Source organism: Paenibacillus sp. Z6-24, assembly GCF_054161335.1.
In genome coordinates this window covers 501510-528143 of sequence record NZ_CP096398.1, presented here as the reverse complement: position 1 = coordinate 528143, position 26634 = coordinate 501510, and the positions used below count along the sequence as shown (strand labels likewise).

General features: G+C 48.1%; 24 protein-coding genes and 1 pseudogene. 12 read left to right on the top strand and 13 right to left on the bottom strand.

Annotation, left to right across the window (positions count from 1 at the left end):
* Positions 1–5: 5 nt before the first annotated feature.
* From M1D61_RS02295 to M1D61_RS02275, 5 genes are all read right to left on the bottom strand, one after another.
* Positions 6–1298: a TerD family protein gene (locus M1D61_RS02295; protein ID WP_458121012.1), complete on the bottom strand. Its 1293-nt coding sequence runs from the start codon at positions 1296–1298 to the stop codon at positions 6–8.
* Between the two features lie 119 nt (positions 1299–1417).
* Positions 1418–1996, bottom strand: coding sequence for a TerD family protein (locus M1D61_RS02290; RefSeq protein WP_458121011.1), 579 nt, complete (start codon positions 1994–1996; stop codon positions 1418–1420).
* Between the two features lie 54 nt (positions 1997–2050).
* Complete coding sequence (locus M1D61_RS02285; protein ID WP_458121010.1) at positions 2051–2629, bottom strand: TerD family protein; 579 nt, start codon at positions 2627–2629, stop codon at positions 2051–2053.
* An 86-nt stretch (positions 2630–2715) separates the two neighbouring features.
* On the bottom strand, positions 2716–3315 hold the full coding sequence (locus M1D61_RS02280; protein WP_046212761.1) for a TerD family protein: 600 nt from the start codon (positions 3313–3315) through the stop codon (positions 2716–2718).
* A gap of 255 nt (positions 3316–3570) precedes the next feature.
* On the bottom strand, positions 3571–4455 hold the full coding sequence (locus tag M1D61_RS02275) for a LysR family transcriptional regulator (RefSeq protein WP_458121009.1): 885 nt from the start codon (positions 4453–4455) through the stop codon (positions 3571–3573).
* Between the two features lie 222 nt (positions 4456–4677).
* Here M1D61_RS02275 and M1D61_RS02270 point away from each other — a divergent pair, with 222 nt between their 5' ends.
* The 3 genes from M1D61_RS02270 to M1D61_RS02260 all read left to right on the top strand — a co-directional run bounded on the left by M1D61_RS02270 (position 4678) and on the right by M1D61_RS02260 (position 7034).
* On the top strand, positions 4678–5241 hold the full coding sequence (locus M1D61_RS02270) for a non-oxidative hydroxyarylic acid decarboxylases subunit B (RefSeq protein WP_458121008.1): 564 nt from the start codon (positions 4678–4680) through the stop codon (positions 5239–5241).
* A gap of 86 nt (positions 5242–5327) precedes the next feature.
* Complete coding sequence (locus tag M1D61_RS02265) at positions 5328–6764, top strand: non-oxidative hydroxyarylic acid decarboxylases subunit C (RefSeq protein ID WP_458122394.1); 1437 nt, start codon at positions 5328–5330, stop codon at positions 6762–6764.
* A gap of 42 nt (positions 6765–6806) precedes the next feature.
* The gene (locus M1D61_RS02260) at positions 6807–7034 is read left to right on the top strand and encodes a non-oxidative hydroxyarylic acid decarboxylases subunit D (protein ID WP_458121007.1); all 228 of its coding nucleotides are present in this window, start codon (positions 6807–6809) and stop codon (positions 7032–7034) included.
* A 238-nt stretch (positions 7035–7272) separates the two neighbouring features.
* Here the strand turns inward: M1D61_RS02260 and M1D61_RS02255 are convergent, their stop codons facing one another.
* The gene (locus M1D61_RS02255) at positions 7273–7497 is read right to left on the bottom strand and encodes a hypothetical protein (RefSeq protein WP_046212756.1); all 225 of its coding nucleotides are present in this window, start codon (positions 7495–7497) and stop codon (positions 7273–7275) included.
* A 1534-nt stretch (positions 7498–9031) separates the two neighbouring features.
* Here M1D61_RS02255 and M1D61_RS02250 point away from each other — a divergent pair.
* From M1D61_RS02250 to M1D61_RS02230, 5 genes are all read left to right on the top strand, one after another.
* The gene (locus M1D61_RS02250; RefSeq protein WP_458121006.1) at positions 9032–10375 is read left to right on the top strand and encodes a DNA-binding protein; all 1344 of its coding nucleotides are present in this window, start codon (positions 9032–9034) and stop codon (positions 10373–10375) included.
* Positions 10376–10602: 227 nt separating this feature from the next.
* On the top strand, positions 10603–11937 hold the full coding sequence (locus M1D61_RS02245) for a hypothetical protein (protein ID WP_458121005.1): 1335 nt from the start codon (positions 10603–10605) through the stop codon (positions 11935–11937).
* Positions 11938–11999: 62 nt separating this feature from the next.
* Entirely contained in the window at positions 12000–13313 is a 1314-nt protein-coding gene (locus tag M1D61_RS02240) for a DNA-binding protein (protein WP_458121004.1), read from the top strand.
* A gap of 33 nt (positions 13314–13346) precedes the next feature.
* Positions 13347–14696: a hypothetical protein gene (locus M1D61_RS02235; RefSeq protein ID WP_458121003.1), complete on the top strand. Its 1350-nt coding sequence runs from the start codon at positions 13347–13349 to the stop codon at positions 14694–14696.
* Between the two features lie 193 nt (positions 14697–14889).
* Positions 14890–16284, top strand: coding sequence for a DNA-binding protein (locus tag M1D61_RS02230; protein WP_458121002.1), 1395 nt, complete (start codon positions 14890–14892; stop codon positions 16282–16284).
* Positions 16285–16452: 168 nt separating this feature from the next.
* On the opposite strand, the gene abc-f is transcribed toward M1D61_RS02230, so the two are convergent.
* The 4 genes from abc-f to M1D61_RS02210 all read right to left on the bottom strand — a co-directional run bounded on the left by abc-f (position 16453) and on the right by M1D61_RS02210 (position 19314).
* Entirely contained in the window at positions 16453–18087 is a 1635-nt protein-coding gene (abc-f, locus tag M1D61_RS02225; protein WP_458121001.1) for a ribosomal protection-like ABC-F family protein, read from the bottom strand.
* 114 nt (positions 18088–18201) lie between these two features.
* Positions 18202–18459: a hypothetical protein gene (locus tag M1D61_RS02220; RefSeq protein ID WP_458121000.1), complete on the bottom strand. Its 258-nt coding sequence runs from the start codon at positions 18457–18459 to the stop codon at positions 18202–18204.
* A gap of 19 nt (positions 18460–18478) precedes the next feature.
* Positions 18479–18643 carry a hypothetical protein gene (locus M1D61_RS02215; protein WP_156075144.1) on the bottom strand — a complete coding sequence of 55 codons (165 nt, stop codon included), beginning with the start codon at positions 18641–18643 and terminating at the stop codon, positions 18479–18481.
* A gap of 83 nt (positions 18644–18726) precedes the next feature.
* Positions 18727–19314, bottom strand: coding sequence for a VanZ family protein (locus M1D61_RS02210; RefSeq protein ID WP_458120999.1), 588 nt, complete (start codon positions 19312–19314; stop codon positions 18727–18729).
* A gap of 184 nt (positions 19315–19498) precedes the next feature.
* On the opposite strand from M1D61_RS02210, the gene M1D61_RS02205 reads away from it, so the two are divergent.
* Both M1D61_RS02205 and M1D61_RS02200 read left to right on the top strand, forming a co-directional pair.
* Positions 19499–19960: a pyridoxamine 5'-phosphate oxidase family protein gene (locus M1D61_RS02205; protein WP_458120998.1), complete on the top strand. Its 462-nt coding sequence runs from the start codon at positions 19499–19501 to the stop codon at positions 19958–19960.
* A 100-nt stretch (positions 19961–20060) separates the two neighbouring features.
* Positions 20061–21629, top strand: a complete 1569-nt coding sequence (locus M1D61_RS02200) for an FAD-dependent oxidoreductase (RefSeq protein ID WP_458120997.1) — start codon at positions 20061–20063, stop codon at positions 21627–21629.
* A 319-nt stretch (positions 21630–21948) separates the two neighbouring features.
* Here the strand turns inward: M1D61_RS02200 and M1D61_RS02195 are convergent, their stop codons facing one another.
* Complete coding sequence (locus tag M1D61_RS02195) at positions 21949–22284, bottom strand: YrhK family protein (protein ID WP_458120996.1); 336 nt, start codon at positions 22282–22284, stop codon at positions 21949–21951.
* Positions 22285–22482: 198 nt separating this feature from the next.
* Here M1D61_RS02195 and M1D61_RS02190 point away from each other — a divergent pair, with 198 nt between their 5' ends.
* Both M1D61_RS02190 and M1D61_RS02185 read left to right on the top strand, forming a co-directional pair.
* Positions 22483–24762, top strand: a complete 2280-nt coding sequence (locus M1D61_RS02190; protein ID WP_458120995.1) for a hypothetical protein — start codon at positions 22483–22485, stop codon at positions 24760–24762.
* Positions 24763–24992: 230 nt separating this feature from the next.
* Positions 24993–25139 (top strand): annotated as a pseudogene (locus tag M1D61_RS02185) (bifunctional O-acetylhomoserine aminocarboxypropyltransferase/cysteine synthase); the annotation flags it as partial.
* A gap of 219 nt (positions 25140–25358) precedes the next feature.
* Here the strand turns inward: M1D61_RS02185 and M1D61_RS02180 are convergent.
* A complete protein-coding gene (locus tag M1D61_RS02180) occupies positions 25359–25820 on the bottom strand; it encodes an NUDIX hydrolase (protein ID WP_458120994.1) in 462 nt (153 codons plus the stop codon).
* Positions 25821–26070: 250 nt separating this feature from the next.
* Positions 26071–26556 carry a hypothetical protein gene (locus M1D61_RS02175; protein WP_458120993.1) on the bottom strand — a complete coding sequence of 162 codons (486 nt, stop codon included), beginning with the start codon at positions 26554–26556 and terminating at the stop codon, positions 26071–26073.
* Positions 26557–26634: the final 78 nt, after the last annotated feature.

Here is a 26634-nt window from a genome sequence, read left to right as displayed (position 1 = left end):
TCGGTTTATTTTCTTCCGGCTGTCCAGCGCATTCCCCAGCGGAATGCTTCATCCATCTGACGATGTCCTGGGAAATACTGTACAACCCGCTCAATACTGAACGTCTCGTTACCCACATTCTGGATCAGCGCAATCGCACACATCGGCTTGCCATTATCATGTTCATCCAGACGCACGATAATATCGGGACCGTCCTTCTGGTAAATGGTGACGACGCCATCTGCTTCCGTCCAGCGCGAGATGCCTTCATAGATAAAGGAAAAGACCAGGATGCGCTTGATCTGGGCAATCTTGTTGCCGTTGATGCGCATATTCTCGCCGCCCGCACGGGCACCGGTACGATCATCCGCATCGAGTGCGATATAAGGATCGAATTCCATATGACCAAAGCTGTTGCCCAGCGCCTGCACGACGCCCTTGCTGCCATTCTGGAGCTCATACAGACAGCCCAGATCGAGATCCGTCCCCCCGCTCCCACGGCTGAACAGCCCTTTCTTTTGCACACGGTTCCAGTTGAGGTTAATCAGCAGTTCACCGAGTGTACCGCTGGCCTTTTTCTGGAGGTTGATTACATCGCCCTTTTTCTTGAGTTCAATCTTGCGCAGATTCAGCGGCGCTGCCTGCGGAGCGGGAGCCGGTGGTGCAGCTGGCGGTGGTACCTGTCGCTGTACAGGCGCTGGTGGTGCCGGAGTCGGCGGTACAGGCGCTGGCGGTACTGGAGTTGGCGGTGAAGGTGCAGCCGGAGGCGTATCTTCCACCTCGACCCCATAGCTGCCGCACAGCTCTTTCAATCCGCCAAAATAACCCGCGCCCACAGCGGAGAACTTCCACTCCGACTGGTATCTATACAACTCTCCAATGACAATAGCCGTCTCGTTGGAGAAATGATTTTCAAGATCATAACGAAAAATCTCCGCTCCGGTGCGTCCATCTGTACAGCGCAGATACATCCCGCTGGCCTGACTGAACGTATAATGACCGGCGCCACTGTTATAAATGGTGAGCGTCACCGCTATTTTCTGAACATTGTTTGGAACCGCATTCATCGTAAGCTGAAATTGACGCTGATCACTACCGGCAGGATTCTCCTGATATGTAATAAAGGAGTTGCCGGGATTGCCATAAAAAATCAGATCGTTGTCACTGCTGACACGTCCATCCTGCTGCAGCAGAAACGCCGAAGTATCCAGTTCCAGCGCTGCAGGCGCCTGCCATCCCAGCATCATATTCAGCTGGCTGAGCCCCGGATTGGTTTTGGTTACATCTGTTTTCTGTCCTTTGACGATGGATACACTCATCCGTAGACCTCTTCTCTGGAGTCTGACATAGGATTACTCAATCCTTACCGGCAGATTGTAAAATGGAATACAAGGCTATTATGCACCCTGTATTCCATTGCATGATTCTATTTGGTCTTTTATACGTCCAATCCATAATTACGGCACAATGCAGCCAGGCCGCCTGTAAAACCACTGCCTATCGCCTGGAACTTCCAGTCGCTGCCGTGCCGGTAAAATTCACAAAATACAACCGCCGTCTCCGTGGAGAAGTCTTCGCCCAGATCAAAACGCAGCAGCTCGCTGCCATCCGCTTCATTCGCAACCCGGACAAATGCAGAGCTCACCTGACCGAAGTTCTGGCCGCGGCTGTCTCCATCGTGAATGGTCACCGTAATGCCCACACGCGAAATGTTTGGCGGTATCAGACTGAAATCAACGACGATCTGCTCATCATCACCGTCGCCTTCACCGGTACGGTTATCACCGGTATGCGCAACAGCTCCGCCATAGGCGACCAGATGATTGTAGAACACAAAGTCTTCTTCGGATTTGGCTTTGCCATCCTCATGCAGCAGGAAGGCACAGGCATCCAGATCAAAGTCGGTGCCGCCGCTGTATTTGTTAATATCCCATCCGAGACCGACTACTACTTTGGTCAGCCCTGGATTGGTTTTAGTCAGATCGATACGCTGCCCCTTAGCCAGGTTGATCGTCATATGAAGTTCTCCCCCTGCTCAGAAAAGTTACCATAAGATAGCCGTTTGGACTGCTTAGGCCTGCAGACCGTAGTCGCGCACGAGTCCTGCCAGGCCGTCTTTGTAGCCGTTACCGATCGCGCTGAATTTCCATTCGCCGGAATGACGATACAGTTCGCCGACCACTACACCTGTCTCGATAGAGAAGTCTTCTCCCAGATCAAAGCGGATCAGTTCTTCGCCGCTCTGTTCGCTCAGAATGCGTACATAGGCATTGGATACCTGACCGAAGTTCTGGTTGCGGGTATCTGCTTCATAGATTGTAATCGTGAAAGCAATTTTCTCTACTTCTGCAGGTACGGATGGCAGATCTACTTTGACTTGCTCGTCATCGCCTTCACCTGCGCCCGTACGGTTGTCACCGCTGTGCACAACAGAACCGTTGGCATTTTGAGGATTGTTGAAATAAATGAAGTCTTTATCGCTGGCTACTTTACCAGCAGCATTGGCACAGAAAATGGACACGTCGAGGTCAAAATCTCCGCCGCCATCGTATTTGTTGGTATCCCAGCCCAGACCGACGATTACTTTGGTCAGCCCCGGGTTTGTTTTCGTCAGATCTACTTTTTGACCTTTGCTCAAGTTAATTGCCATTGTGAATTCCCTCTTTCATTTAAGTATAGGTTTAAAGTTATCTATCGACTCCCGAAAACCACACATCCCGTTTTCAAAGGGCCGGCTTATACATATTGATTCGCGAGGATATCAACATGGGCTGCCTGTTTGCCTTGTCCAATCGCATTAAACTTCCATTCGGAACCATTGCGGTAGATTTCACCGGTAATCAGTGCAGTCATGCCGGAATAATTGTCCGTCAGATTGAAGCGGACCAGCTCTTCACCACTTTGTGCATTGGCTACCCGGATATACGCGGAAGCGATCATGCCAAAATCCTGTTTGCGCTGCTCGGCCTGATAAATGTTGACGACTACTAATACTTTATGAACATCTGCCGGTATTCTGGACAGATCGATGGAGATTTGTTCATCGTCGCCATCACCTTCACCTGTCAGATTGTCACCGCTGTGCTCTACCGATCCACACTCACTGCGCAGATTGTAGAAGCAGACGAGATTGCCTTTTTTCGTCAGTTTGTCATTCTCATTCAGCATCAGGGCGGAAGCGTCACAGTCAACAGCAGCTTTGGCTTTTTTCATGCCGAACAATCCACGAGACTGCGTCTGTACCGGGTCCCAGCCCAGACCGACTGTCAGCCTGGTAAGACCACTTCTGCCTTTTGTCAGGTCGATTTTCTGTCCTTTGACCAGATTAATACTCATAAATGGATTAGAGCCTCCTCTTCGTTGTTTCTATGTAATACTATTCCTGCGCACGTAATGTTTCATTATTTTTAAATTTTATACTTTTTTTAAAGGTAATCCCTGGCTTGACGGTAAGTCACATGAGGACCAGAAGATAGAAATAATTCTATTTATTAGGTCATTTGTATTATAACGTCATGGGTATTACCAAGTCCATTTTCACACACGTTAGTAAAAAGAAGATCATCGTCTTTTGAGTATACAGTATATGGTTTAGCTGGTAATTATACGCTGGATCAGCTGCTTCGCCGCCTTGCTCATATAGCGGTTTTTCAGCCAGACGAGTGCAGGCCGGGTACGGATCACCGCCTGCTCCAGCGGAATCACGCACAACCGGTCGGCATATACCTGCTGGATCTCCGATTCCGGGATTAGAGTCAGCCCCATTCCGGCAGCAGCAAAAGAAAACAGCGCCGAGATATCCGGACAATCCAGGATTACCCGCGGTTGCAGCTGACGCTGCTCAAACTCCCCGATGATATTCTCATACGTGCCCTCCCCGGACATCCGACGGGCCAGCAGCAGCGGATAATCGGCAATCTGTTCCAGTGTCAGTGACTTCGCCTGACACAGTTCCGTCCACTCCCTCGGAATAACAGCGACAAACGGATCATCGCTCAGCGGCATTATCTCGTAGATCAGCTCATTGTCCACCGGCAGCAGCAGGAGGGCAAAATCGATCTTGTGCTGCTGAAGCAGTTCCTCTAAATGAGAGGTATCCCCGTACAGAATCTTGTGGTAGATCTCCGGGTAATCCTGATGAAATTCGCTGATATGCCTGGATACACGCGAGATACAGATCGAGGACGTGCCTATCGTAATCGAGCCGGTCAGACCCTCGTCCACATCGCTGATCTCCTGCTGTATATTATTCATCTCCCGCAGTACATTCCGAGCGCGTTCATACAATCGCTGCCCGGCCTGGGTAACTTCCCAGCGCTTGCCCTCCCGGTGAATCAGCGTTACACCCAGCTCCTCTTCCAGCTGCCGGAGCTGCTGACTCAGCGGTGGCTGGGCCATATGCAGCGTTCTCGCAGCCCGCGTAATCTGTCCTTCTTCTACAATGGTGCAGTAATAATGCAGCTGACGAATATCCATCTCTCCGCCTACTTCCCTTAAAATGTTTATTTAACCATTAAATAGTTGATTATAACTAGGTTAGCGCATTTAATGTATGAATGATCTTCAGTATAGCTTTGCTATATGAACAGACTGTACATACGCCAAAAGTATGCAATTTATACCATATATATATTTTACGTATATCCATTATGAACGTACACTATGTATATGACAACAATGACACAAGGAGATGCAAAAATGAAGATTATTGTAGGCATTACCGGTGCGACCGGTGCAATCTTCGGTGTGCGCATCCTGCAGATGCTCAGGGAAGCCGATGTGGAGACCCATTTAGTAATGTCTTCCTGGGCAGCTGCCACGATTCAACTGGAGACTCCTTATTCGGTCAAAGACGTGGAGCAGATGGCGGATTACCATTATTCCTACAAAGATCAGGCAGCACGAATCTCCAGCGGTTCCTTCCGTACGGATGGAATGATCGTCGCTCCCTGCAGCATGAAATCGCTGGCTTCGATCCGGATGGGACTGGCCGATAATCTGCTCACCCGTTCCGCTGACGTCGTGCTCAAGGAGCGCAAAAAGCTGCTGCTGCTCACACGCGAGACACCGCTGAACAATATTCATCTGGAGAACATGCTGGAACTGTCGCGCATGGGCACGATCATCATGCCGCCGATGCCGGCCTTTTACAATCTGCCGGCCAGCATCGATGAGATGGTCGATCATATCGCCTACCGGGCGCTGGATCAGTTCGGTATTCACCGGGATGAAGCCAAGCGCTGGGATGGCATCGGCAAATAAACTGTTCTTATCCCAAAAATGTATTCTCACCTTGTCTAAAGCGATATATCTGCAAACCATACTATCTGTCAAAGGAGCAATGCATGATGGCTTATCAGGATTTTCGTGACTTTTTGAACACACTGGAAAAGGAAGGCCAGCTGCTGAAGGTCGAGGAACAGGTCAATCTGGAACCTGACATCTCCGCAGCGACAAGAGCGCTAAACAATCTGGGCGACAAATCACCGGCACTCCTGTTCAACAACATTAACGGCTATGAGAAAGACCAGGCACGTATCGCCATGAACGTGATCGGCTCCTGGCCGAACCATGCGCTCATGATGGGCATGCCCAAAAACACACCGCTCAAAGAGCAGTTTTTCGAATTTGCCCACCGATACGATCAATTCCCGATGCCTGTACAGCGCGAGGAGACCGCACCGTTTCATGAAGTGGAGCTGACCGAGAATATCAATCTGTTTGAACTGCTTCCCCTGTTCCGTCTTAATCAGGGCGATGGCGGCTTTTATATCGATAAAGCCTGCGTGATCTCCCGTGACCAGGACGATCCGGAGCACTTCGGCAAGCAAAATGTCGGGATCTACCGCCTGCAGGTCAAAGGCAAAGACCGTCTCGGTATCCAGCCGGTACCGCAGCATGATATCGCCGTTCATCTGCGTCAGGCTGAGGAGCGCGGCCAGAACCTGCCAGTCGTAATCGCACTCGGCTGCGAGCCGGTTATTACTACGGCGGCCGCTACACCGCTCAAATACGATCAATCCGAATATGAAATGGCTGGCGCGATCCAGGGACAACCTTACCGCATCGTCAAAGCCAAAGATGCCGATCTGGACATTCCATGGGGTGCCGAAGTGGTACTCGAAGGCGAGATCCTGTGCGGTGAACGCGAATTCGAAGGTCCATTCGGTGAATTCACCGGACACTATTCCGGCGGACGCAGCATGCCGGTCATCCAGATCAACCGTGTCTACCATCGCCAGAACCCGATCTTCGAACATCTGTATATCGGGATGCCATGGACCGAGACCGACTATATGATCGGAGTCAATACGAGTGTGCCGCTGTACCAGCAGCTCAAGGAAGCTTTCCCGAATGAAGTGGTCGCCGTCAATGCCATGTATACCCACGGCCTGGTCGCCATCATCTCGACCAAACGCCGTTACGGCGGCTTCGCCAAAGCGGTCGGTATGCGCGCTCTGACGACACCGCATGGTCTTGGTTACTGCAAAGTCGTTATCGTCGTGGATGAGGATGTCGATCCGTTCAACCTGCCTCAGGTGATGTGGGCGATCTCTACCAAGCTGCATCCGAAGCACGATGCGGTCATTATCCCGGATCTATCCGTCTTGCCGCTTGATCCCGGCTCCAATCCGGCCGGTATTACGCACAAAATGATTCTCGATGCGACTACACCGCTCGCGCCGGAACAGCGCGGTCACTACTCCCAGCCGCTCGATGCCCCTCCAGGTGTCGACCAGTGGGAAAAGAAAATCATCGATCTGCTGAACCGTCAGCAGTCCTGACGGCCATCAACCATCTTCCAATAGGATAAGGAGTGTGTTCATATGAATATTTGCCCTCGCTGCAGTTCGCAGCATACTGAACAGGTTGCCGCCTCTCCGGTAGCCGGCGTATGGACCGTGCATATGTGCTCGACCTGCATCTTCACCTGGCGTTCCACTGAACCGGAGCATATTACCAATCCGGACAAATATTTGCCTGCTTTCAAAGTCGATCAGGCGGATATCCCCAAAGCCGCTCATGTGCCGCCTATTCCCGCACGCCGCGTCTGAGTATGAATTGGGATTCCTAACCATATGCCGATTGAGCATATTATCCGTATCATGCATATCATCTGTATCATGTACAACATAAAAGCACCTGTCCGTATGGAACAGGTGCTTTTTGTCTATATATGCCTGTATGATAATCAGCCCGTGTGACTGATGACATTTGCTTGTCTGTTATCGCATATGCTCTCCACTAATCATCTGCAATTGGTGAGTATAACCTTAATTGACGATTCAGTGGTTAGCCTACATGCTTTTTATGTTTGGTTGAATTCTCGAAAAAGTACAGGGACACCATATCACCGATCGACAGCAGGATAAACGCGACGAGCGCTGTACCAATCGAATCTTCCATACTGGCCTGCAGTCCGTAGAACCAGAACAAAAGAATAACTACCGCCGGAATGACATTGCCAATCAGACGCTTTCTCAAAAATGCTACAAAGGCTACAAACAGCCTATTCATGGTGAACCCTCCATAAGATGTAATGTGCTCCCGAATTCTCTTTTACCCCAGATAAAAGGCGTATAAACAGTAAAATATGGTTTTTACAGGAAATTGAACAAAAATTCCAATCTTCTTTATTACAATCGAATCAACATCTGTACGTACATTCATCATCACGATCCAGCAGACTTGAGTTCCTGATGCCAGACCGCAGCCTGCATATTTACCGGAGAATCTCATTATTATGTATTTCATATGGTAACACCAGTGCATAATTGACTAATCTGATTGCTGCCCTTCTGTCGAAACTTAGCCGTTTGCGTAGAAATACATATCCACAACCCAAAACAGACCCTCTCCAGTTGTAAAAATACTGGCGACAGCCTGCTGGTACGGATCATACATCAATCATTTACAGGCACAACTGTGCCAGAGAACGGACGTCATAACAACACAAATCCTGCTTGCTTATTAGTGAACAAAAGCATGTGCACAGTTAAACTGGGGCGCGTAACCGGGCAGAGCCTTATTCCGTGGAATTACTCTTATAGAGAATTATGCCAGAGGTTTGCAAAAAACCGGGTTTTCAAATTTTATCAACAGCAATTATTTTTTTGTATAAGCTGCTATTATTTCCCGCTATACGATAATGCCGATTAGTCTGCATACAGGCTGATATATAAATGGAAAATAAATAGAACGCTTTGGGCTGCTTCTGCGTCTGTATAGTAGAAGGACTCTGTACAAGTATTGCTATCACTTATCCGTCGACACCTGCTGCTGCAAAAAGAAAAGGCCTGATCGCTGGGATCAGGCTTCACTCGGTACTGCTCTATTATTCAGGGAATGTTATTGGTGTTCTATGATATAAACTGCTGTACGACTTATGTGATAAGGCTGCTTGTACTGCTTACTTGCTACATGAGCTATACTTACTATGGTCTTGCTACGCTTGCTGAGTGCTGCTTTTAACCTGAATTTCACCGCTATATCAAAAAGCTGCGTTCTTGTGTAGTTCACCCTCTGCTGCCCCCGCGGATGCATCTGGTGCGGTGAAATTATGGTGGCAGGTGAAACGTTACGACAAGCAGAGTGACAAGTCGAAGGAATCAGATTCTATCTGTCTACTGCCTGATTACCATCGCCTGTATGTCTATTATTACAGCAGTTTACAAAAAACCGACTTATTTTTTTTGTAATCACTCCCTTTTTTTTCATGTAATGATTCTATTCTGGGATAAACTTGCGCGATGATATAAAGTTACCAAAAATGAGGATTTATCCTTTTGAGTAACCTGTATAATAATAAAAATTATCTTTTTTTGGTAAAGTTAGGGGGAGTTGGTTCGCCGGTATCTCCGCTAATAACGAGCCGGTACTCCAGATGAAGAACGTTAGATTACGCATGATATGTATAAATTAACGGATTCGGCAAATCATTTACGAAACGTATTGGATAGGTCATTACGTAAAAGATGATATAGGCCGTACAATAAAGTGCAGCTTCGCATTTATAACATTTTATGCCAATTCAGGATAAGAGGTGATCCGCATGGATAATCTAATCACACTACGAACCGAACTGGAGCAGGAGATTGCCCGGCAGGGTTATTCTCTCAGCAGCTTCAGCAATGCCTCCGGCATCAACCGCGGCATTCTGAGCGCTACCCTGAACGGCAACCCGCCCAAGCCGATGTCCATTAACCAGCTGGACCGGATGGGAACCGCTCTCGGCAAGCCGGAAGGCTGGCTGTATGAGCAGTTTATCGAAGAAAGCTTCATCGATGGCAAAGCGAACTGGCGCCGTATACGTCCTCTGCTGCTGCGCTGTATGGAGCTTCATCGAAACGATTTGATCGAACGTACACTCTATCTGCTCATGGAAGACCCCAACCACATCGGACACGTCTTTGAACTGGCTGAGGAACAGGTTCAAGCTGGCTTTGCAGTGGAAACGGTTCCTTTGTATACATGTGTGGTTGAAAATGAACGCAATTACCAGTCCGAGCGGCTGGCGATCAGCCAGTACCGGATTTTCCGGGCATCGATTGGGCATAATATTGAGGATAATTTGAAGGCTGCATTAATCTTTGAGCCGTTTCGGAACCGGTTACCGGATTATTTGAAGCTGGATGCGCTGCTTAAGCTTATTAATGTAAACTATACCGTCCAAAATTGGGATCATGCGAGCCAGTTAGCCAGAGAACTCCATAGTCTGGCCAGTCATATTCACCAGCAGAAGCTTCAGGCAAAAGCGAAGAATAAACCTTTTAAAATGCCTGCTGCGGAACGCCCTCTTCTTTTGTATTATGGGCAAAGTTTGCTCATGCAATTTGTCGCTAATGAATATCAGGAAAAGTATGAGACTGCGCGCACATATCTGGAGCAATTTTCTGATTTGCACTGGTTTGAAGACGATCATCCAGAGAACAAGAACTACATTGAATTTTTCAAGTTTTTTGGCATGTTCAATGCGCTGAATCTGGATATATTAACAGGCAATGAACATAAGTTAACCGATTATTTTGAGCTTTTAAAAAAGCATCCCGAGGAAGCATTGCCCAGTCTCTTAATGATTATAGGAGCAGCCAACAAGCATGGTTACGACATTGACCATTTTCTTGCTTATTATGATGATATTATCTATCCTGCGGATATTATGGATTATCTGATTAAAGGCAAGAGCATCAAACATAATTATCAGGACATCCCGATCGGGATCAGTCGTTATGTGAATATTTATTACCAGCTGGCGACTTACCACTGTGATCGAAAAATTTATGATAAAAAACTGGAAAAAGTTCTATATGCACTAGAATCCACTGTTGAGAAATACAACCGCGGACGCATTATGGATTGCCTGAATTTATTCAAAAAATTACGCAGCTTGAGATAAATATGAGCCTGCCGAAAATAATGTCAGCTAAAAAGATTTGGCGCACTTGAGCAAATTCGGCTTATTTCGTAGAGATTTAAGCTTTAATCAACTGCTACACAAATGAACTAAAATCTTTAGGGACTAAGTTACCTGATACACAGAACGACAAATAACATAGTAAGCTTAGACTTTTATTTCTGCCTAAAAGGATTAAATAACGATTTTAAAGAAAAGCGGGGATTATATTGGAAACAGCACGTGCGTTAATCAAACCGATCAATCTGGAAATCACCCGTCAAGGCTATACTTTAACTACATTCAGTCAGGCTTCAGGTATTAACAGAGGTGTACTAAGCGCCACGCTTAATGGCAATCCTCCCAAAAAAATGTCGATCAATCAATTGGATCAAATGACTAAAATACTGGGTAAACCGGCTGGTTGGCTGTATGACCTTTTTATAAAAAATTGCTTTCCGGAGAATGGCAAACCAAACTGGCGAAGAGTAAAACCACTGCTGGTACGCTGCCTGGAATTGAATCATATGGAGCAGGCTCAGCAGATTCTTTCGCTTCTCGCTCTTGATCCTTCGTGTCTGCAATCCATATTTAATCTTGCTGAACAATTAAGTGAACACATCGCTAACAGCCAGTCTGCTCCGTTGTACACACATATTATCGAGCATGAGAAAGATTACCAATCCGAACGTCTGTCCATCAGCCATTATCGAATGTATCGTTTTTCTGTAGGAGAGGATCTGGAACAGAATGTGAAGTTATCGCTCTGTTTTGAACCATTTCTACAGCATCTTCCAACTTCTCTGGCTATGGAAGCCATCATGCATCTGGCCAGTAATGCTTACGTGATGCAGGATTGGCCCCGTATCAAAGGTTATGGCAAAAATTTAAACCGGATAGTAACTGCCGTCTACAAAGAAGAATGTCGAAAAAGAGCTATTGATCCGGATTATATGTCAATACAAACAGAGCGCCCGTTGGTCGCTTATTACGGACAAAGCTTTCTTATGAGATGCATTTCATTAGAACATGAACAACAGTATGAAGAAGCCGAAAAGTACCTGGAAGGATTTGCTGATCTAAGCTGGTTCGAAGGGCTGAATGAAGAGGGATGGAAAGAAGTAAACAAGCTAAAAAAGTATGCCATGTTTAATGGCTATAATTTAAAAATACTAAAAGGACATCAGGAACTGCTGCCTCAGTACTTTCAACTGCTTGAACAGTATCCTGGCGAGGTGCTGCCTACAGTATTGATCGCTCTCAAGGCCAGTAATGCACATGGTTGGGACATTGACCATTTTTTACAAAAATATTCTTCCATCATTTATCCTCCCGATATGGTCAACAGCATCCTTACCAATCGTTATTACAGCCTTCAGTCTGCACTCAGCCGATATATTCATATTTATTATGAACTTGCTTTATACCATTGCAACCGCAATCGCTACAGTGAAGAGCTGGCCAACATATTATCAGCACTGGAGATAACACTTGAAAAGCATAAGCAGTACCGTATTATGGACTGCCTAACACTGCTGCAAAAGCTGCGGAAGCTCACAACATAAGTATAAATACCAGATCAAACTGCCGGAAACTCTGCAGTCTGCGATGAGCAGGAGGTGAAATCATGACAGAGTTAAGAACCATCCGTCACGAACTGGAAAAGGAAATTGCCAGGCAGGGCTATACTCTCAGCAGCTTCAGCCGACTGTCCGGCGTGAATCGTGGGGTATTGAGCGCCACGCTAAATAGCACTACGCCCAAGCCAATCTCCATCAATCAGCTGGATCAAATGAGTGCAGCTCTTGGCAAACCGGAAGGCTGGCTGTATGAATTGTTTATTGAAGAATGCTTCGCTACAGAAGAAAAAATCAACTGGCGCCGTATCCGTTCGCTGATTACACGCTGTGTAGAGCTGCAGCAGGAAGACCTGCTCGAACGTACACTCTATCTGCTTCTAGAAGCACCTTCCTATACCGATGAGTTATTCCAGCTGGCTGAGAGTCTGATTCCGACAGGAGCACCGCTGGTCATGATGCTGTATAAATACATTATTAAATATGAACGTCATTCCCATTCCGAACGGCTGGCGATCAGTCACTATCGGTTATTTGGCGATATCATTGGGGCAGATGTCGAAAACAGTTATGTTTACGCTTTGAAAATACATGATTTTATTGAATACCTGCCTCTGCCTCTTCAACTGCAGGCTTGGCACAGATGTGCCAACAGCTATTACTGGGTACAGCAGTGGGACAAAATGGAGTATTGCGCGGATCAAATGATTGAAATCACCCAGCGAATCTACCGGGAATACGTGGATAGAAAGAATCGTCCTCCAGTTCTGTACATAGGTACGGAACGGTCCTTTGCAGCCTATTACGGTCAGGCGCTGCTGATCAAAGGGACATTTTATGAACATACAGGCAATTATGCCAAGGCGTTGGAATATGCCCATAAATATTACGACCTATCCTATTTGAAAGGACTGGACGAAGAAGGACAACGGGAAATTCAAAAGCTGCGAGTATTTGCAGAGGGTAATATATATGGAATGAACATGTACCTGGGTCATTTTGACATTTTGGATAAATATGTTGATTATCTGCATACGTACCCATCGGAAATCATTCCCGGCTTGCTTGTTATTCTTACTGTCGCTAATAAATATGAAGTTAATATTGATGACGTTCTGGATCAGTTTGCCCCCGATATCGATTCACTCCTTCAACCTAATGAGCATTATAGGGAGTTTGCGTTGAATGCGTATTATACCAATGCCATTTACCAGCTTGCGCTATATCAGGCCAAACATAAAAAGCCCAATCAACAGCTGCAGCATACGCTTATTCACTTTGAAAGTTCGCTTAATAAATACAATATGAAGCGTACGATGGATATTACATCTTTACTTCAGGAATTTATCCGGTCTTCTCTTTAACAGAGGGAATATATTTATGATGAGGTGAGGTCTGTGCATCAGCCTAGTTGTTTGGCAGCTATACTCGAGCAGGAAATTCGGCGGCAGGGTTTCTGTTCCATCAGCCAGTTCAGTAAAGTCTCTGGAATTAACAGAGGTGTACTCAGTGCCACGCTAAGCGAACATTCTCAAAAATCCATGTCCATTCAGCAGCTGGATCAGATGGCCAAAGCATTGCAAAAACCGTCAGGGTGGCTGTATGACCAATTTCTCACAGAATATTTTTCGGCAAAAGAAAAATTAAACTGGCGCAAACTTAGACCCTTCCTGATCCGCTGCATCCAGTTAAACAGGGTGGATAATATTCATTCTCTGCTGGAACGCCTGGCTCCTATTCCGGGACAGCTCCAGCATATTTTTGATCTGGCTGAGGAGCTTGTGCAGACAGCCGATTATCCGGCTGTACGCGACCTGTATGAGGCGGTTATTCAGTATGAGAAAGATCATCATTCCGAGAAACTCGCAATTAGTCATTATCGTATATTTATGATGGAAATTGGACTCGATCTGGAGAAAAATTATCGAGCGGCCATTAGCTTTAAAGCCTTTTATCAGAAGCTGCCGATTCATTTCAAGCTGGATGCACTGCTGAAATTGGCCTTTCACTCGTATATATTGCAGGATTGGGAACGTGTTCAAAAATATGCGGTTGAGCTTAACCAACTATCCGTCTCCCTTTACGACCTGCTGTATCAACAGAAATCGGTATCCGAGATAGCTGTCATTCCGTCTTTGCTTCGTCCTCTGGTCGTGTATTATGCACAAAGTTATTTACTGCGTTTTGGTGCTCTCGAACGTGATGGGAAATATGAAGAGGCTCGAGAGTATTTACCCTTTTTCAAAGACTTGAGCTGGTTCAGAGGGCTGGACGAAGAAGGGAAAAAAGAGGTGCGGAATTTCAGTATTTATGCTGATTTTAATGAGTGTAATATTGAACTGCTGCAGGGTAATAGAGATATCCTCCCCCGCTATTTCAAACTCATGGAAGCGTATCCTAATGAAATTCTCCCCAGCCTGTTTATTCTGCTGAAAGCAAGCAATATTCACCATTGGGATATCGATTATGTATTGGACAAATATAATGATGTGATCTATCCCATAGATATGCTGGAAAGCATTAATATGATGCGGTCTTATGCCGCTCAAGCGAGTCTGAATCGCCATGTTCATATTTATTACGAGCTGGCTCTGTATCACCTGAATCGCAGCAAGCCTTTGGAGCAGCTGGATGTCATTTTATCGGCGATGGAGACGACAATCGAGAACTTCAACAACTCCAGAATGGTCGATTGTCTGGCACTGCTGCACAAGTTGCGGACGATTCCTAAAATGGAAACCAAATAACCACTTTGATGAGAGCTGTCTATCCTCCGCGATAAGACAGCTTTCTATTTATGATACCTAAATTTGGCTAAAACCATTAAAAGTAATTGACCGCAGTTCAAACCCTAATATATAATGTAATAAATTTGAAGATCATGGGTTTACTGGGGCGCAACAAACGGGAAACTTTCGGAACAAAGGGGTGTGTTCGGTTATGATTACCAACACCACAACCATACGACTTGAGATTGAAAAAGGTATTCGACAAAAAGGCCATTCACTCAGCAGTTTTGGTAAGCTGGCTGGAATTAACCGCGGTATCATCAGCGGCATTTTGAATGGCAATCCGCCCAAATCGATTTCCATCCGCCAACTGGATCTGATGGCCGAAGCACTGGGCCACCCGGAAGGCTGGATGTATGAGTATTATGTGGATGAATGCTTTATCAATGAAAAGGCTGACTGGCGGCGGATTAAAGCATTTTTATTAAGGTGTACAGAGATTGGAAGATATGACTGCATTCAGGCGGTATTGGATCGCTTGATGGAGGATTTATCAAATACGGTTTCTGTATTTGGTTTGGCTGAGGAGCTGTATGAAGAAGGCAAAGTAAAAGAATCTCTGCCTTTTTATGAATGCGTTATCGAGAATGAGAAGCATCAGCATTCGGAGAGATTAGCTATTGCTCATTATCGTGTATTTAGAGCTTCTATTGGGGAAAACACCGAGCAAAATTTGAGAGCTGCTGTACGTTTTGAAGCATATAGAGATAGACTTCCAGAAAATTTTATGCTTGATGGACTTCTAGCACTTGCAAATGTTTATTACAACTTAGAAAGTTGGTATTATTTCGAACGATATGGCGATGAATTGAATAGTATAAGTAAAGCAATTTATAATGAAAGACAACGATTTTTCAAAGAAAAAGGATATTATGAGCCATTAAATACCGAAAGACGACTCGTAGTATATTATGGACAAAGCTATGTTATAAAATCAATAGCGTTGGAATGTATGGGAAAATATGAGGAAGCCAAACAGTATGTGAAAGAGTATATGGATTTAAGCTGGTTTGGCGAACTTGATGATATCGGTAGACAAGAAGTTGATAAATTTAGACTATTCTCTATAGCCAATATGCACAATTTAAATCTATTATCTGGTGATATTACTTCTCTTCTTGACTACGTTGATTTCTTGATTAAAAATCCAAACGAAATTTTACCTAGTTTATGTATTATTACGCAATCTGCTAACAAGTTTGGCTTTAAAATTGATGATCTAGTAGAGAAGTTACTAAATTCTGTGTCATCAGATAAAAATTACTATCAACCTGCAATATCCACAAGTCATTATATTGATTTCTATTACTATTTTTCTATTTATAAATTTAACTCCCAAGTGTATGATGAGGGTATAAATTATTTGCTCAAAAGTTTAAAACTATCTAGTGATATCTTCAATAAAAATAAGATGTTGGAAAGAATGTTACTTTTCGAAAAATATCGCGAGTTTGCAAGTGAAGAAGAATTGCTGCTTTACAATTCCATTATAAAGGAGATATATAATTATGAAAAAACATCTGTTTTCTCTATTAATGTCCTCTAGCATGTTTTTGCTAATACTTATAAGTTCTAATGAGCAGTTTCAAACTTTATATGATACTTTAATCAATGGCGTGGGTGCATAATAAATTAAATAAAATATAAATCAAAAATGGAATTCAGAAAAAGAGAATATTCTTTTTTCCTGAATTCCATTTTTTATGCTAAATTTTTATAAATGTTCTTTGACTACATAATCCTCATAATTCCCCAGCGTCACCTTCAATTCCCCATCTTCCAGACTCCAGATCTGTCCCGCAATCCGGTTAATAAAATACCGATCATGCGACACCGTCAATATCGTTCCCGGAAACTCTTCCAATGCCTCTTCCAACGCTTCTCTTGAGGAAATATCCAGATGGTTCGTCGGTTCGTCCAGGATCAGCAGATTGGGACGCTGGTGCATCAGGATCGCCAGACGCAGGCGGCTCCATTCACCGCCGGACAGTCCGGAGACTTTCTTGAATACATCGGGTCCATAAAATAAAAACTTCGCCAGTTGGCCCCGGGCCTGGCCTTCTTCCATCCTCGCCTCCAGCTTAAACCATTCCAGTACGGTCTCGCCTCTATCCGGCGGAGCTGCTTCCTGGGCGAGGTAGCCGACATCTGTGCGGGAACCGAGAGTCAGGCTGCCGGCATCGGGTTCTTCCTGGCCGAGGATCATACGCAGCAGGGTGGTCTTGCCTGCTCCGTTACCGCCGATGATGGCCGCGTTCTCGCCATAGCGCAGCAGTGCTGATGCTTCCTGCAGCAGGATTCGGTCTCCGTATGCTTTCCATACCTGATCCAGCACCAGTACACGTTCGCCGGAGCGTTCGCGCTGGCGCAGGTCCAGTTCCATCTGGGCGCGATCCATGACCGGGCGCTTGACCTTTTGCATACGGTCGAGCGCTTTTTGCATGGAAGCGGCCCGGCGGTGGAAGGCGGGACTGGGTGGATTGGAGCGGTTGCCCCATTCGATCAGGCGCTTGATCGATTCCTGGATGCGTTTGATTTCCTTTTGCTGCTCCTGATAATCTTCGAACTGGCGGACGAGCCGCCGCTGCTTCTCCTCCCGGTAGGCGGAGTAGTTCATCGGGTAACTGGTCGCTTCACCGTCCTCCAGCTCGATGATCTCCTGCACGACTTTGTCCAGGAAATAACGGTCATGGGAGATGATGACTACTGTAGCAGACGAACCGGTGATGAACTGCTCCAACCAGACGACGGCGTCCATATCGAGATGATTCGTCGGCTCATCCAGCAGCAGAATCTCCGGACGGGTGAGCAGCAGTGCTGCCAGACAGACTTTGGTCTTCTCTCCGCCGGATAGGGCATGGAAGCGCTCCTGGTGGCGATCCGGGCTGATGCCAAGGCCATTCGATACGGCCTCGATACGGGCGGACATCTCATAGCCTCCCTCCTGCTCGAATCGATCCAGCGCTTCGCCATATTGCTTGAGCACTTTCTCCATTTGCGGGGTGGACAGGCTGCTGTCTCCCATCTGTACGGTGAGCTGCTCCATATGCTGCTGCAGATCCAGCAGCTCCCGGAAGCTGCCGCGCAGTACATCCAGGATGGTCGTGTCCCCGGTATATTCGGGCACCTGGGCCAGATAGCCGATACGGGCGCCTTTCTGGATATGGAGGCTGCCCTGATACGGGCGCTCCAGTCCGGACAGCATCCGGAACAGGGTCGTTTTGCCGGCGCCATTGAGGCCGATCAGGCCGATTTTGCGGCCGCTGTGGATTTCGAGAGTGACACTGGACAGAACCTGTTCGGCTCCGTAATATTGTTGAACCTGCTGACAGGCGATCATAATAGACATATTGTATATTCTCCTCTACAAGCTGCAGCGAAGAGACCGAGATAACGGAATGTGCCGTCTCTGTTCACTATGCAGCTGTTTGTATTTTTTTGAGGGGAAATGCGCTGCTGCCTGTCAGCCCGGCGGGATCACCGGAATTTCGCCTGTACCTGCCGCTGTGAGCCTGTCACAGCTGAATGGGTACACGAAAAAGCCGCAGGGAAATGTCCCTGCGGCTGTACTCTGTGAGTCAAGTCCCCTGATAAACAGAGGAGTCTCCGAGTGCAGACGCTTCATGCGCCGGCGGATCTCAGAGATACGATATAGACCGGATCGGAAGACGTACAGGAAATAGATGCAGGGAGACACCGAAGTGTGGTTCTGCATATCCATCTGTACGGTTCCTGATCCGCTATACTGCAAATCCGACCGAGGCTGAAGGCAGGAGCGGCATTTCGCCATTGTACGAGTATTCATTTTTGGACAGACTTCTCCCGTCTTTGCCAAATGAATGTACAATACTACAGCTGCCCAGCGGTCTGCGCTCCAGCGTAATAAATAATGGGAATGTTAACATCCTGCCTCACCTCCTTGGTTGGAACGAATCCGGAATAGCCCATGCTCCTTCCCGGGAGCGGTGGATTCATGGATTCGTTCGTATTATTTCCTTTTTAACACATCCGGCAGCCAGCTGGCAAGGCTTTTCTGACCAAATGGGGTACGCAGCAGCAGACTCACCAGCCCCCAGCCGATCATGGCACCGGTAAAATTAAAGATAATATCGTTGATATCGACCGTCCGGTACGTATAGCCGAGCAGCAGATTCAATATCCCCTGCAGCGTCTCAACGGCTACCCCGATGCCGAGTCCGAGCCAGACCATACGGAGCCGATGGTGCTGCACCGGTACGAGGAATGGCAGCAGCAGACCGTAGGGGATGGTCATCAGAATATTGAGATAGTTGGACTTGTCGTCCAGGATGGAATCATAGAACTGGGAGTGAAACGGTATTATGTTGAACCGCACCATCCCCGGCTCGCTGCCGGCCATGCGCATCAGCGTGAGCAGCTGCGGGTCGACCGGGAACGGGAAGAACGTATACCGGATCACATTTAACATATAAATGCCGAAAATGCCTGCGATCAGCAGGTAGATCCCGCGGCGGCGGTGTATTCGCCACAGGATCAGCAGAATCAGGCCAATCAGGATCGTTCCGATAATCCATAGTCTCGTATCAAATAGCAGCATGGGTGTACTCCTGTTCCAGTAAGAATGCGTACGATGCAATCAGTGGTATGATCACTACATACGGGTATTATGATTTTACCTGTTCCACCTGCTTCTATGCAAAATGCCATATCGGCTGCAGGGCGGGACACTTTATGCTATAACAGATGCGAAATTACAAGAACAAGAAATGGAGTGAATTACCATGGAACATACTACACTTACCCCTTCCCTGATGCAGCTGCTGAATGGACAGGACCTGCAGCACAAGCAGCATCTGGCCATGCCGCTGCTCACGATTGGCGAAGATGGCTACCCCCATCAGGCGATGGTCAGTGCCGGTGAAGTGCTGATGCTCGATGAGCGGCATGTACGGCTGGCTCTCTGGCAGGGTACGACAACGACAGGCAATCTGCAGCGCAGCGGCAAGGCACTGCTGACCTTTGTCTGGGAAGGCGTATCCTACGCACTGCGGCTGTCCTGTACACCGCTGCCGGAGCTGGAGGAGGCTGTCTATCCGCGGGCACGATTCGAAGCCGTGATCGAGCATGTACGCGAGGATACGGCCAAGTATGCGGAGCTGACCTCCGGCATCACCATTCGGCTGCATCAGCCGGACGATGTGCTGTCCCGCTGGCAGGAGACGCTGGACGAGCTGCGGCGATAAGACGATACTTTGTACACTCTTCGATTAACCCCCTGCTGACAGTGGTAATGAAAGGATATGCTTAGTTACCTATCGCTTACGATCTGACAGGAGGGACATAATGAAAGAGGATACGAACAAGGACATTACCCGCAAAGCTGCCGAAACGGAACTGCCGGATCATCCCTACTCCTTCTGGCGCGCTACGACCGAACTGCCTTCCTTTCCCCCGCTGCGTGAAGAATTGGATGTAGAGATTGCTGTCGTCGGTGCCGGCATTACCGGGATCACGGCTGCATATCTGCTGGCTAAGGAAGGCAAGCAGGTCGCCCTGTTCGATGCCGGCAAAGTACTCGACGGCACAACCGGCTATACAACGGCCAAAGTCACTTCCCAGCATGGTATGATCTACGACCATCTGCGCAAGCATGTGGATAACGAGAGTGCCATTCTGTACTATGAAGCGGCCGAGGAAGCCAAACGGTTCATGCAGCAGCTGGTGAAGGATAACGGGATCGACTGTGACTGGCAGGAAGAGACGGCCTATCTCTATGTGGAATCAGACGATGACGAACTCAAAAATCTGGAAAAGGAAATGGATGCATACCGTGAACTTGGTATTCCCGGGGAATGGGTAGATACGCTGCCAATACCGCTTCGGGTCAAAGGCGCGATTGCCCTGCCGGGGCAGGCCCGCTTCCATCCGCTCCAGTATCTGAAATTCCTGCTGATGGAGTTCCGGGTGATGGGCGGTCAGGTATATGAGGACACGATGATCGAGGAAGTGGAAGACGGCGACCGTCCGCGGCTGCTTGTGCAGGATCAGGAATTTGGCGTGACCTGCGACAAAGTCGTATCCGGCTCGCACTATCCGGTGACCGATCAGAACGGGTTTTACTTTGCCCGGCTGCAGCCGCAGCGTTCGTATTCACTGGCGATTCGTACAGAGACGCCTTTTGAAGGCGGTATGTATCTCAGTGCCGATGAGCCCAAGCATTCGCTCCGCTCCGCTACCTTTGAAGGACAGCAGTACGTTATTGTCGGCGGCAAAGGGCACCGTACCGGCCAGGAAGAAGAGACAACGATGCATTATGCGGATCTGGAGACCTTTTCCGGTATGCTGCTCGGGATCAAGGATATTCCGTACCGCTGGTCGGCGCAGGATCTGTATTCCCTCGACCGGATGCCATGCATCGGCTATGTGACCAGCGACAAACCGAATATTCTCGTCGGTACCGCTTATGCCAAATGGGGGATGACCTCGGGCACGCTCGCGGCCATGATAATGACCGATCTGATCATGGGCCGAAATAATCGGTACACCGATCTGTTCTCTCCTTCCCGCAAAATGCCGCTGCTGGAGCGGATCAAGACCGCTGTCAGCCATAACGCGACAGTCGCCAAGGAGCTGGTGACCGGCAAGCTCGATTTCAACCGCCGCAAAGCGGAAGATCTGGAGCCGGATCAGGGCGCGGTCATCTGGCATCATGGCAAACGCACCGGCGCCTACCGCGATCCGGAAGGCAAGCTGCATGTGGTCGATACAACATGTACCCATATGGGCTGCGAAGTAGGCTGGAATGAGGCTGAACGTTCCTGGGACTGCCCTTGTCATGGCGGACGTTTCAGCTACACGGGCGAAGTGCTCGAAGGCCCGCCGACCGATCCGCTGAAGAAGATCAAGTCCTAGTCGGTTACGACAGCTGAATGAAAATGAGGATGGTCAAGTCATACTTAACTGTGCTGCCGCCGGATAGAGGACACAGGACCGAATAACACTGCAAACCATGACATTGGCCAAGATCTTCTTTTCTGTCTCAATAACAATACAACCCCTGGCTGGGATAGCCGGGGGTTTTTGCATAATAACAGGGTCAAGCAAGCTGGCGGATACTTGAGCAATATTGTCTATGCAACTAATAAATTTTCGGCTGCCCTTTTTCTATGCAGCCTATATCATTCTAATGCTCCAATTATGCTCGTACATTCCACGACTGCTCCCAGTCTAGCTATTTCTCACTCGTCTGCCCTTGTTCCGTCATCCATTCCACATGGAATTTGCGTACTAATGAAAGAATGGCTCTAAATAATGTGTTCGCATTGCCGATAACAAACATAACTGTTCCGGTTTTGGTCTGATTGGTAAAGAAAAAATAGCTGCCCACCAGAAAGCAGACGGTTGTAATCATATCGTTCAGCAGACTGATCAGCTCGTAGCGGTTCTCGGCTACCAGTCGGCGTTTTCTGAATTCGACCGCCAGTTTGTAGGCGTCCGGCTTGCGTATGCGCATGCGGCGACTTTTGACAGCTGGCCGCAATGATCGGGCTGCCCGATGTTTTCTCACGATGTATCGCCTCCCTCTGTTGCACTTACCCGGTATGCTTCCATTGACAACAATAGAAAGGAAATTGATCTACATTTGTAATATTTATCTGCTGCGACCCCGATTTTATGTAAGGTAATGGTTTTAATGATATATTATGGATTCTTTGTGGTACTGTATGGATAAAGGTATTTTTATTCTAATGTAAAGGATGACTCTATGCGATCCCGAAAAAAAACACACCAACGCTTAAACCGTCCATTGATCATCGCTGTTGTGGCTGCGGTTGTCGTTATTGCTGCCTTTTCCTTCTGGCTGCTTCGCGGCAGTCCGGCAGACCAACCCGCTGCCAAGACGCCTTCCGGCCCAGGCGGCCATTCGTATACCGTACCTGTCGTCGACAAAAACGGGGTCAAGCGTACCTCTACCGTGGTCGGCGAGCAGCTCGCTGTGTATGACGGCAGCACCTGGCAGCCTTCCTTCTGGGCAGGCATCAATATGGGTGCAACAACGCCTGGCCACTATCCCGGAGAGCTGAGCCCTACCAAGGAAGACTATCTGCGCTGGTTCCCGGAAATGAAAGCGATGAATATCCGGGTACTGCGGATTTATACGATCCTGCCTCCTTTTTTCTATGAAGCGCTCAAGGAATACAACGAGACGCAAAAGGAACCTCTGTACCTGATGCAGGGGGTCTGGTCACCGGAAGAAGAGCTGATCGGTGAAGACTCCAGAGGCCGCGATGCCTATACGCCGGAGATCACACAGACATTTACCAAGGAAATTCAGGAAGCGGTAGGAGCAATCCATGGGCAGATTACGATTGCCGAGAGTCTCGGTCATGCACACGGGCAGTATACGGCGGATGTCTCCCCTTATCTGCTCGGCTGGATCCTTGGGACAGAATGGTTCCCGTATACGGTCGATGTCACCGACAGGGCCCATCCGGATCAGCCGCCTTATAAAGGCAAGTACTTCAGCGCAGACGCAGACGCTACTGCCTTTGAGAGCTGGTTGGCCAGCATGCTCGATGTTGCGGCGGAAGCAGATATGAAATACGGATGGCAGCATCCGATGTCCTTTACCAACTGGGTAACGACCGATCCGCTGGAGCATCCGAACGAACCGCTGGAGCAGGAAGATCTGGTATCGGTCGACCCGATGAACATCAAGCCGGTAGCGAATAATTGGCAGGCCGGTTACTTCTCCTCCTATCATATTTATCCGTATTATCCGGATCTGCTGCGCCAGCAGCCGGAGTACAGAAAATACAAAAAAGCCGATGGTACGGTCAATCCGTATGCCGGTTATCTGCATGATATGCGGAAGCATCACAAAGGCATCCCGCTCATCGTCGCCGAGTTTGGGATGCCAAGTTCGCGCGGGATGGCTCACTATGGACCACTGGGAAGAAACCAGGGGATGCATACCGAAGAGGAGCAAGGCAAGCTGAATGCCGGAATGGTCAAGGATATTTATGATGAAGGGCTGGATGGTGCCCTGCTGTTCGAATGGCAGGATGAATGGTTCAAGTTCACGTGGAATACAATTGATCTGGAACCTGCCGATCGCCGGGCCATGTGGCGCAGCCGTCTGACCAATGAAGAGCATTTTGGCGTGATCGCTGTGGAACCGGGTGCCAGTGCGGATGATATGATCCATCTGGATGGCAAGACTGAAGACTGGAACAAAAACCAGACAGCGGTCACCCATGATTATCCGGATATGACGATGCAGATGACGCACGATGCCGCCAATCTGTATATCAAACTGGAGAAAAAACAGGGTGATTGGGATTTCAGCCAGAACAACCTGTATATCGGCTTCAATACGAATGGCGAAGGCAGCCTCAAGTCCGACAAGGCGCCTGGCGTGACCTTTGACCAGCCGATCGAGTTCCTCCTGAGCCTTCAAGGCAATACGGATAAGGACGGTCATCTTTATATCAACAGCGCCTACGACCAGCATACGTATCTGTATGGCGCTTCCCGTAAGGAAATCCCGTATGATCCGAAATATGCCAATGGAGCGGCCGGTTACTTCCTGCCGTGGAAGCTCGCGCTGAACCGGGAGCTGTATCTGCCGCAGACCAAAGTCACCATGCCGTTTGAGGAACTGGAGGTTGGCAAGCTGCACCACGGTATCAACGATCCGGCCAGCCCGGAATTCAACAACCTGTCCGACTGGTATGCCAAGGACAATGTGATCGAATTCGCGATTCCGTGGATGCTGCTCGGCTTTATGGACCCTAGCTCCCTGACAGTCTGGGAGAATCCGTATCAGGCCAAAGGCATCGCCCCGCAGAAGACCGATGGTGTCAAAGCCTCACCGATACTATTGCCAAAAAACAGCCAGACCGTTGTTAATGCGCCGGCATTTGGCAGTTACACCTGGGAACCATGGAACGAACCGGTCTCTCATGAACGTCCGAAAAAGAGCTATCCGATTCTGCAGGAAGCATATGCCCAGTATGCCAAGCCTGCCAAAAAAGAACAGTAATTCATGTCTAACAGCCGCAGCGGTGTCACGCTGCGGCTATTCATTGTATTCAATTTTCCTATAGAAGATAGAATATTCCAAATTGATATTTGCCGCTTGAATATTGAACAGCCCCATGCGAGAATAGTACAAATCAATTTCTCACACTCACACACCATGGCACTGCTGACATCATGATGGATGGAAACATTGTTGTATCACAACCTCATCTTGTTCAAAGGAGACTGACCATGACTGAACCTAATCCTTATTTTTTGGAAACGCTTGCGATTCACGCCGGACAGGAGATCGATCCGACGACATTTTCCCGGGCTGTACCGTTGTACCAGACTTCCTCCTACGGATTCCGTGACAGCGAACATGCCGCAAATGCGTTCACAGCTGTGTTATAAAATGATGATATACTCCGTATGAAAAGGATATCGATCGTCTCCGAGAGTACGCAGAACCTAAAGAAAGAGGGCATTCCGGCAAAACTGGGATGCCCTCTTCTACTATTTTATTCGTAGCTATTGTGATTGTTGTACTCAGCTTCCCTTTCCTGTCAATCTGCTGGAAAGCATTCGACTGCGCAGTGCATACACACCCAATCATAGTTACCGATACACACCCTTGCGCCCTTCGCGGAAATCAGCCAGCATGTCCACATTCTGCCGGTTGAACAGCGGCGGGGCCGACTCCGGTGCAAAAAAGCGCAGTTCCCTCGTCTCTTCATTCTCCGTCAGCGGCGAGCCGCCGGTGATCCGGCAGACAAAAGCGGTCAGCATCGTCTGGGCGCTGTCTCCGTTCGGATACGTATAATCATACCGGGTGTAGACACCCTGAAGATAATGGATCTCCACTGCATAACCGGTCTCCTCCATCACTTCCCGTTTAACTGTGTCTTCTGCCGATTCACCGAGTTCCATCGCTCCACCGGGAAAGCCCCACTGGCCGTTATCCCGGCGCTTTTGCAGCACAATCTCGCCCCGTTCGTTGGTAATAATCGCTCCGGCAAAGTTGGTGAAAATATGCTCCTTGCCGACTTTGGACCGAATCCAGCCGATATAGTTTGCCATCTTTGTAATCTCCCTCCGTGTCTGGTTCACCTTTGTCAGTTTGATATGGATATCATTTCCTTTTACCATACCTTATCCGGGATCATTCACCAAGCCCGAACCGGAAAAATGGCAAAATAAAAGACAGATCACCGTATGATGCACTCAGCAATCTGTCTCTAATCTATAATCATCATTGTCCAATTAACCGCAGCAGCACTGGGCTGGACCGCAAAGCCAGCTGCCATGGAAACACTCCATCTCAGCGGCATCAGGCGATCACTTCCAGGCCGGTACCTTCAGCAGCAGCACGGTCAATTGCGTCATAATAAGCTTCCAGTGAGCAGTCCACGATCTGTTCGAATACATAGCTGTTCACCTCGGGGACGAGCACACGGGCAAATTCCCATGCATTTTCCTCGATCCGCAGCGCGATGCGTGCACGCAGCAGCGGGTCGGTACACTCGTCGAGATCATCTGCCAGCTGTTCAAGCATCGGATCCTCGGCATGTCCGAGTTCGTGAGCGAGGATGATGGTGAAATAGTCATTCACATGTTTTAAGGAACCGAATAAGTTAAAGCACTGCTCTTCGATTGCATGGAGATACAACGTGATCATTCGGCTGTTCATGCCGAACTTGCCACCCACGGAACGTGGTCCCGGAAATCTTTTTCTGGTGCGAACCCGTACATCACTGTTAGCGCGATGAAGAAGAGTCTGAATGGTTGTTTTGACGTGACGTTGATCCACAGGCATCCCTACACTTTCCTGAAATTTAGTTCGGTCATTTCAAGTTTATGAAATTATTGAACTATTATACAAGAATATGTCGGA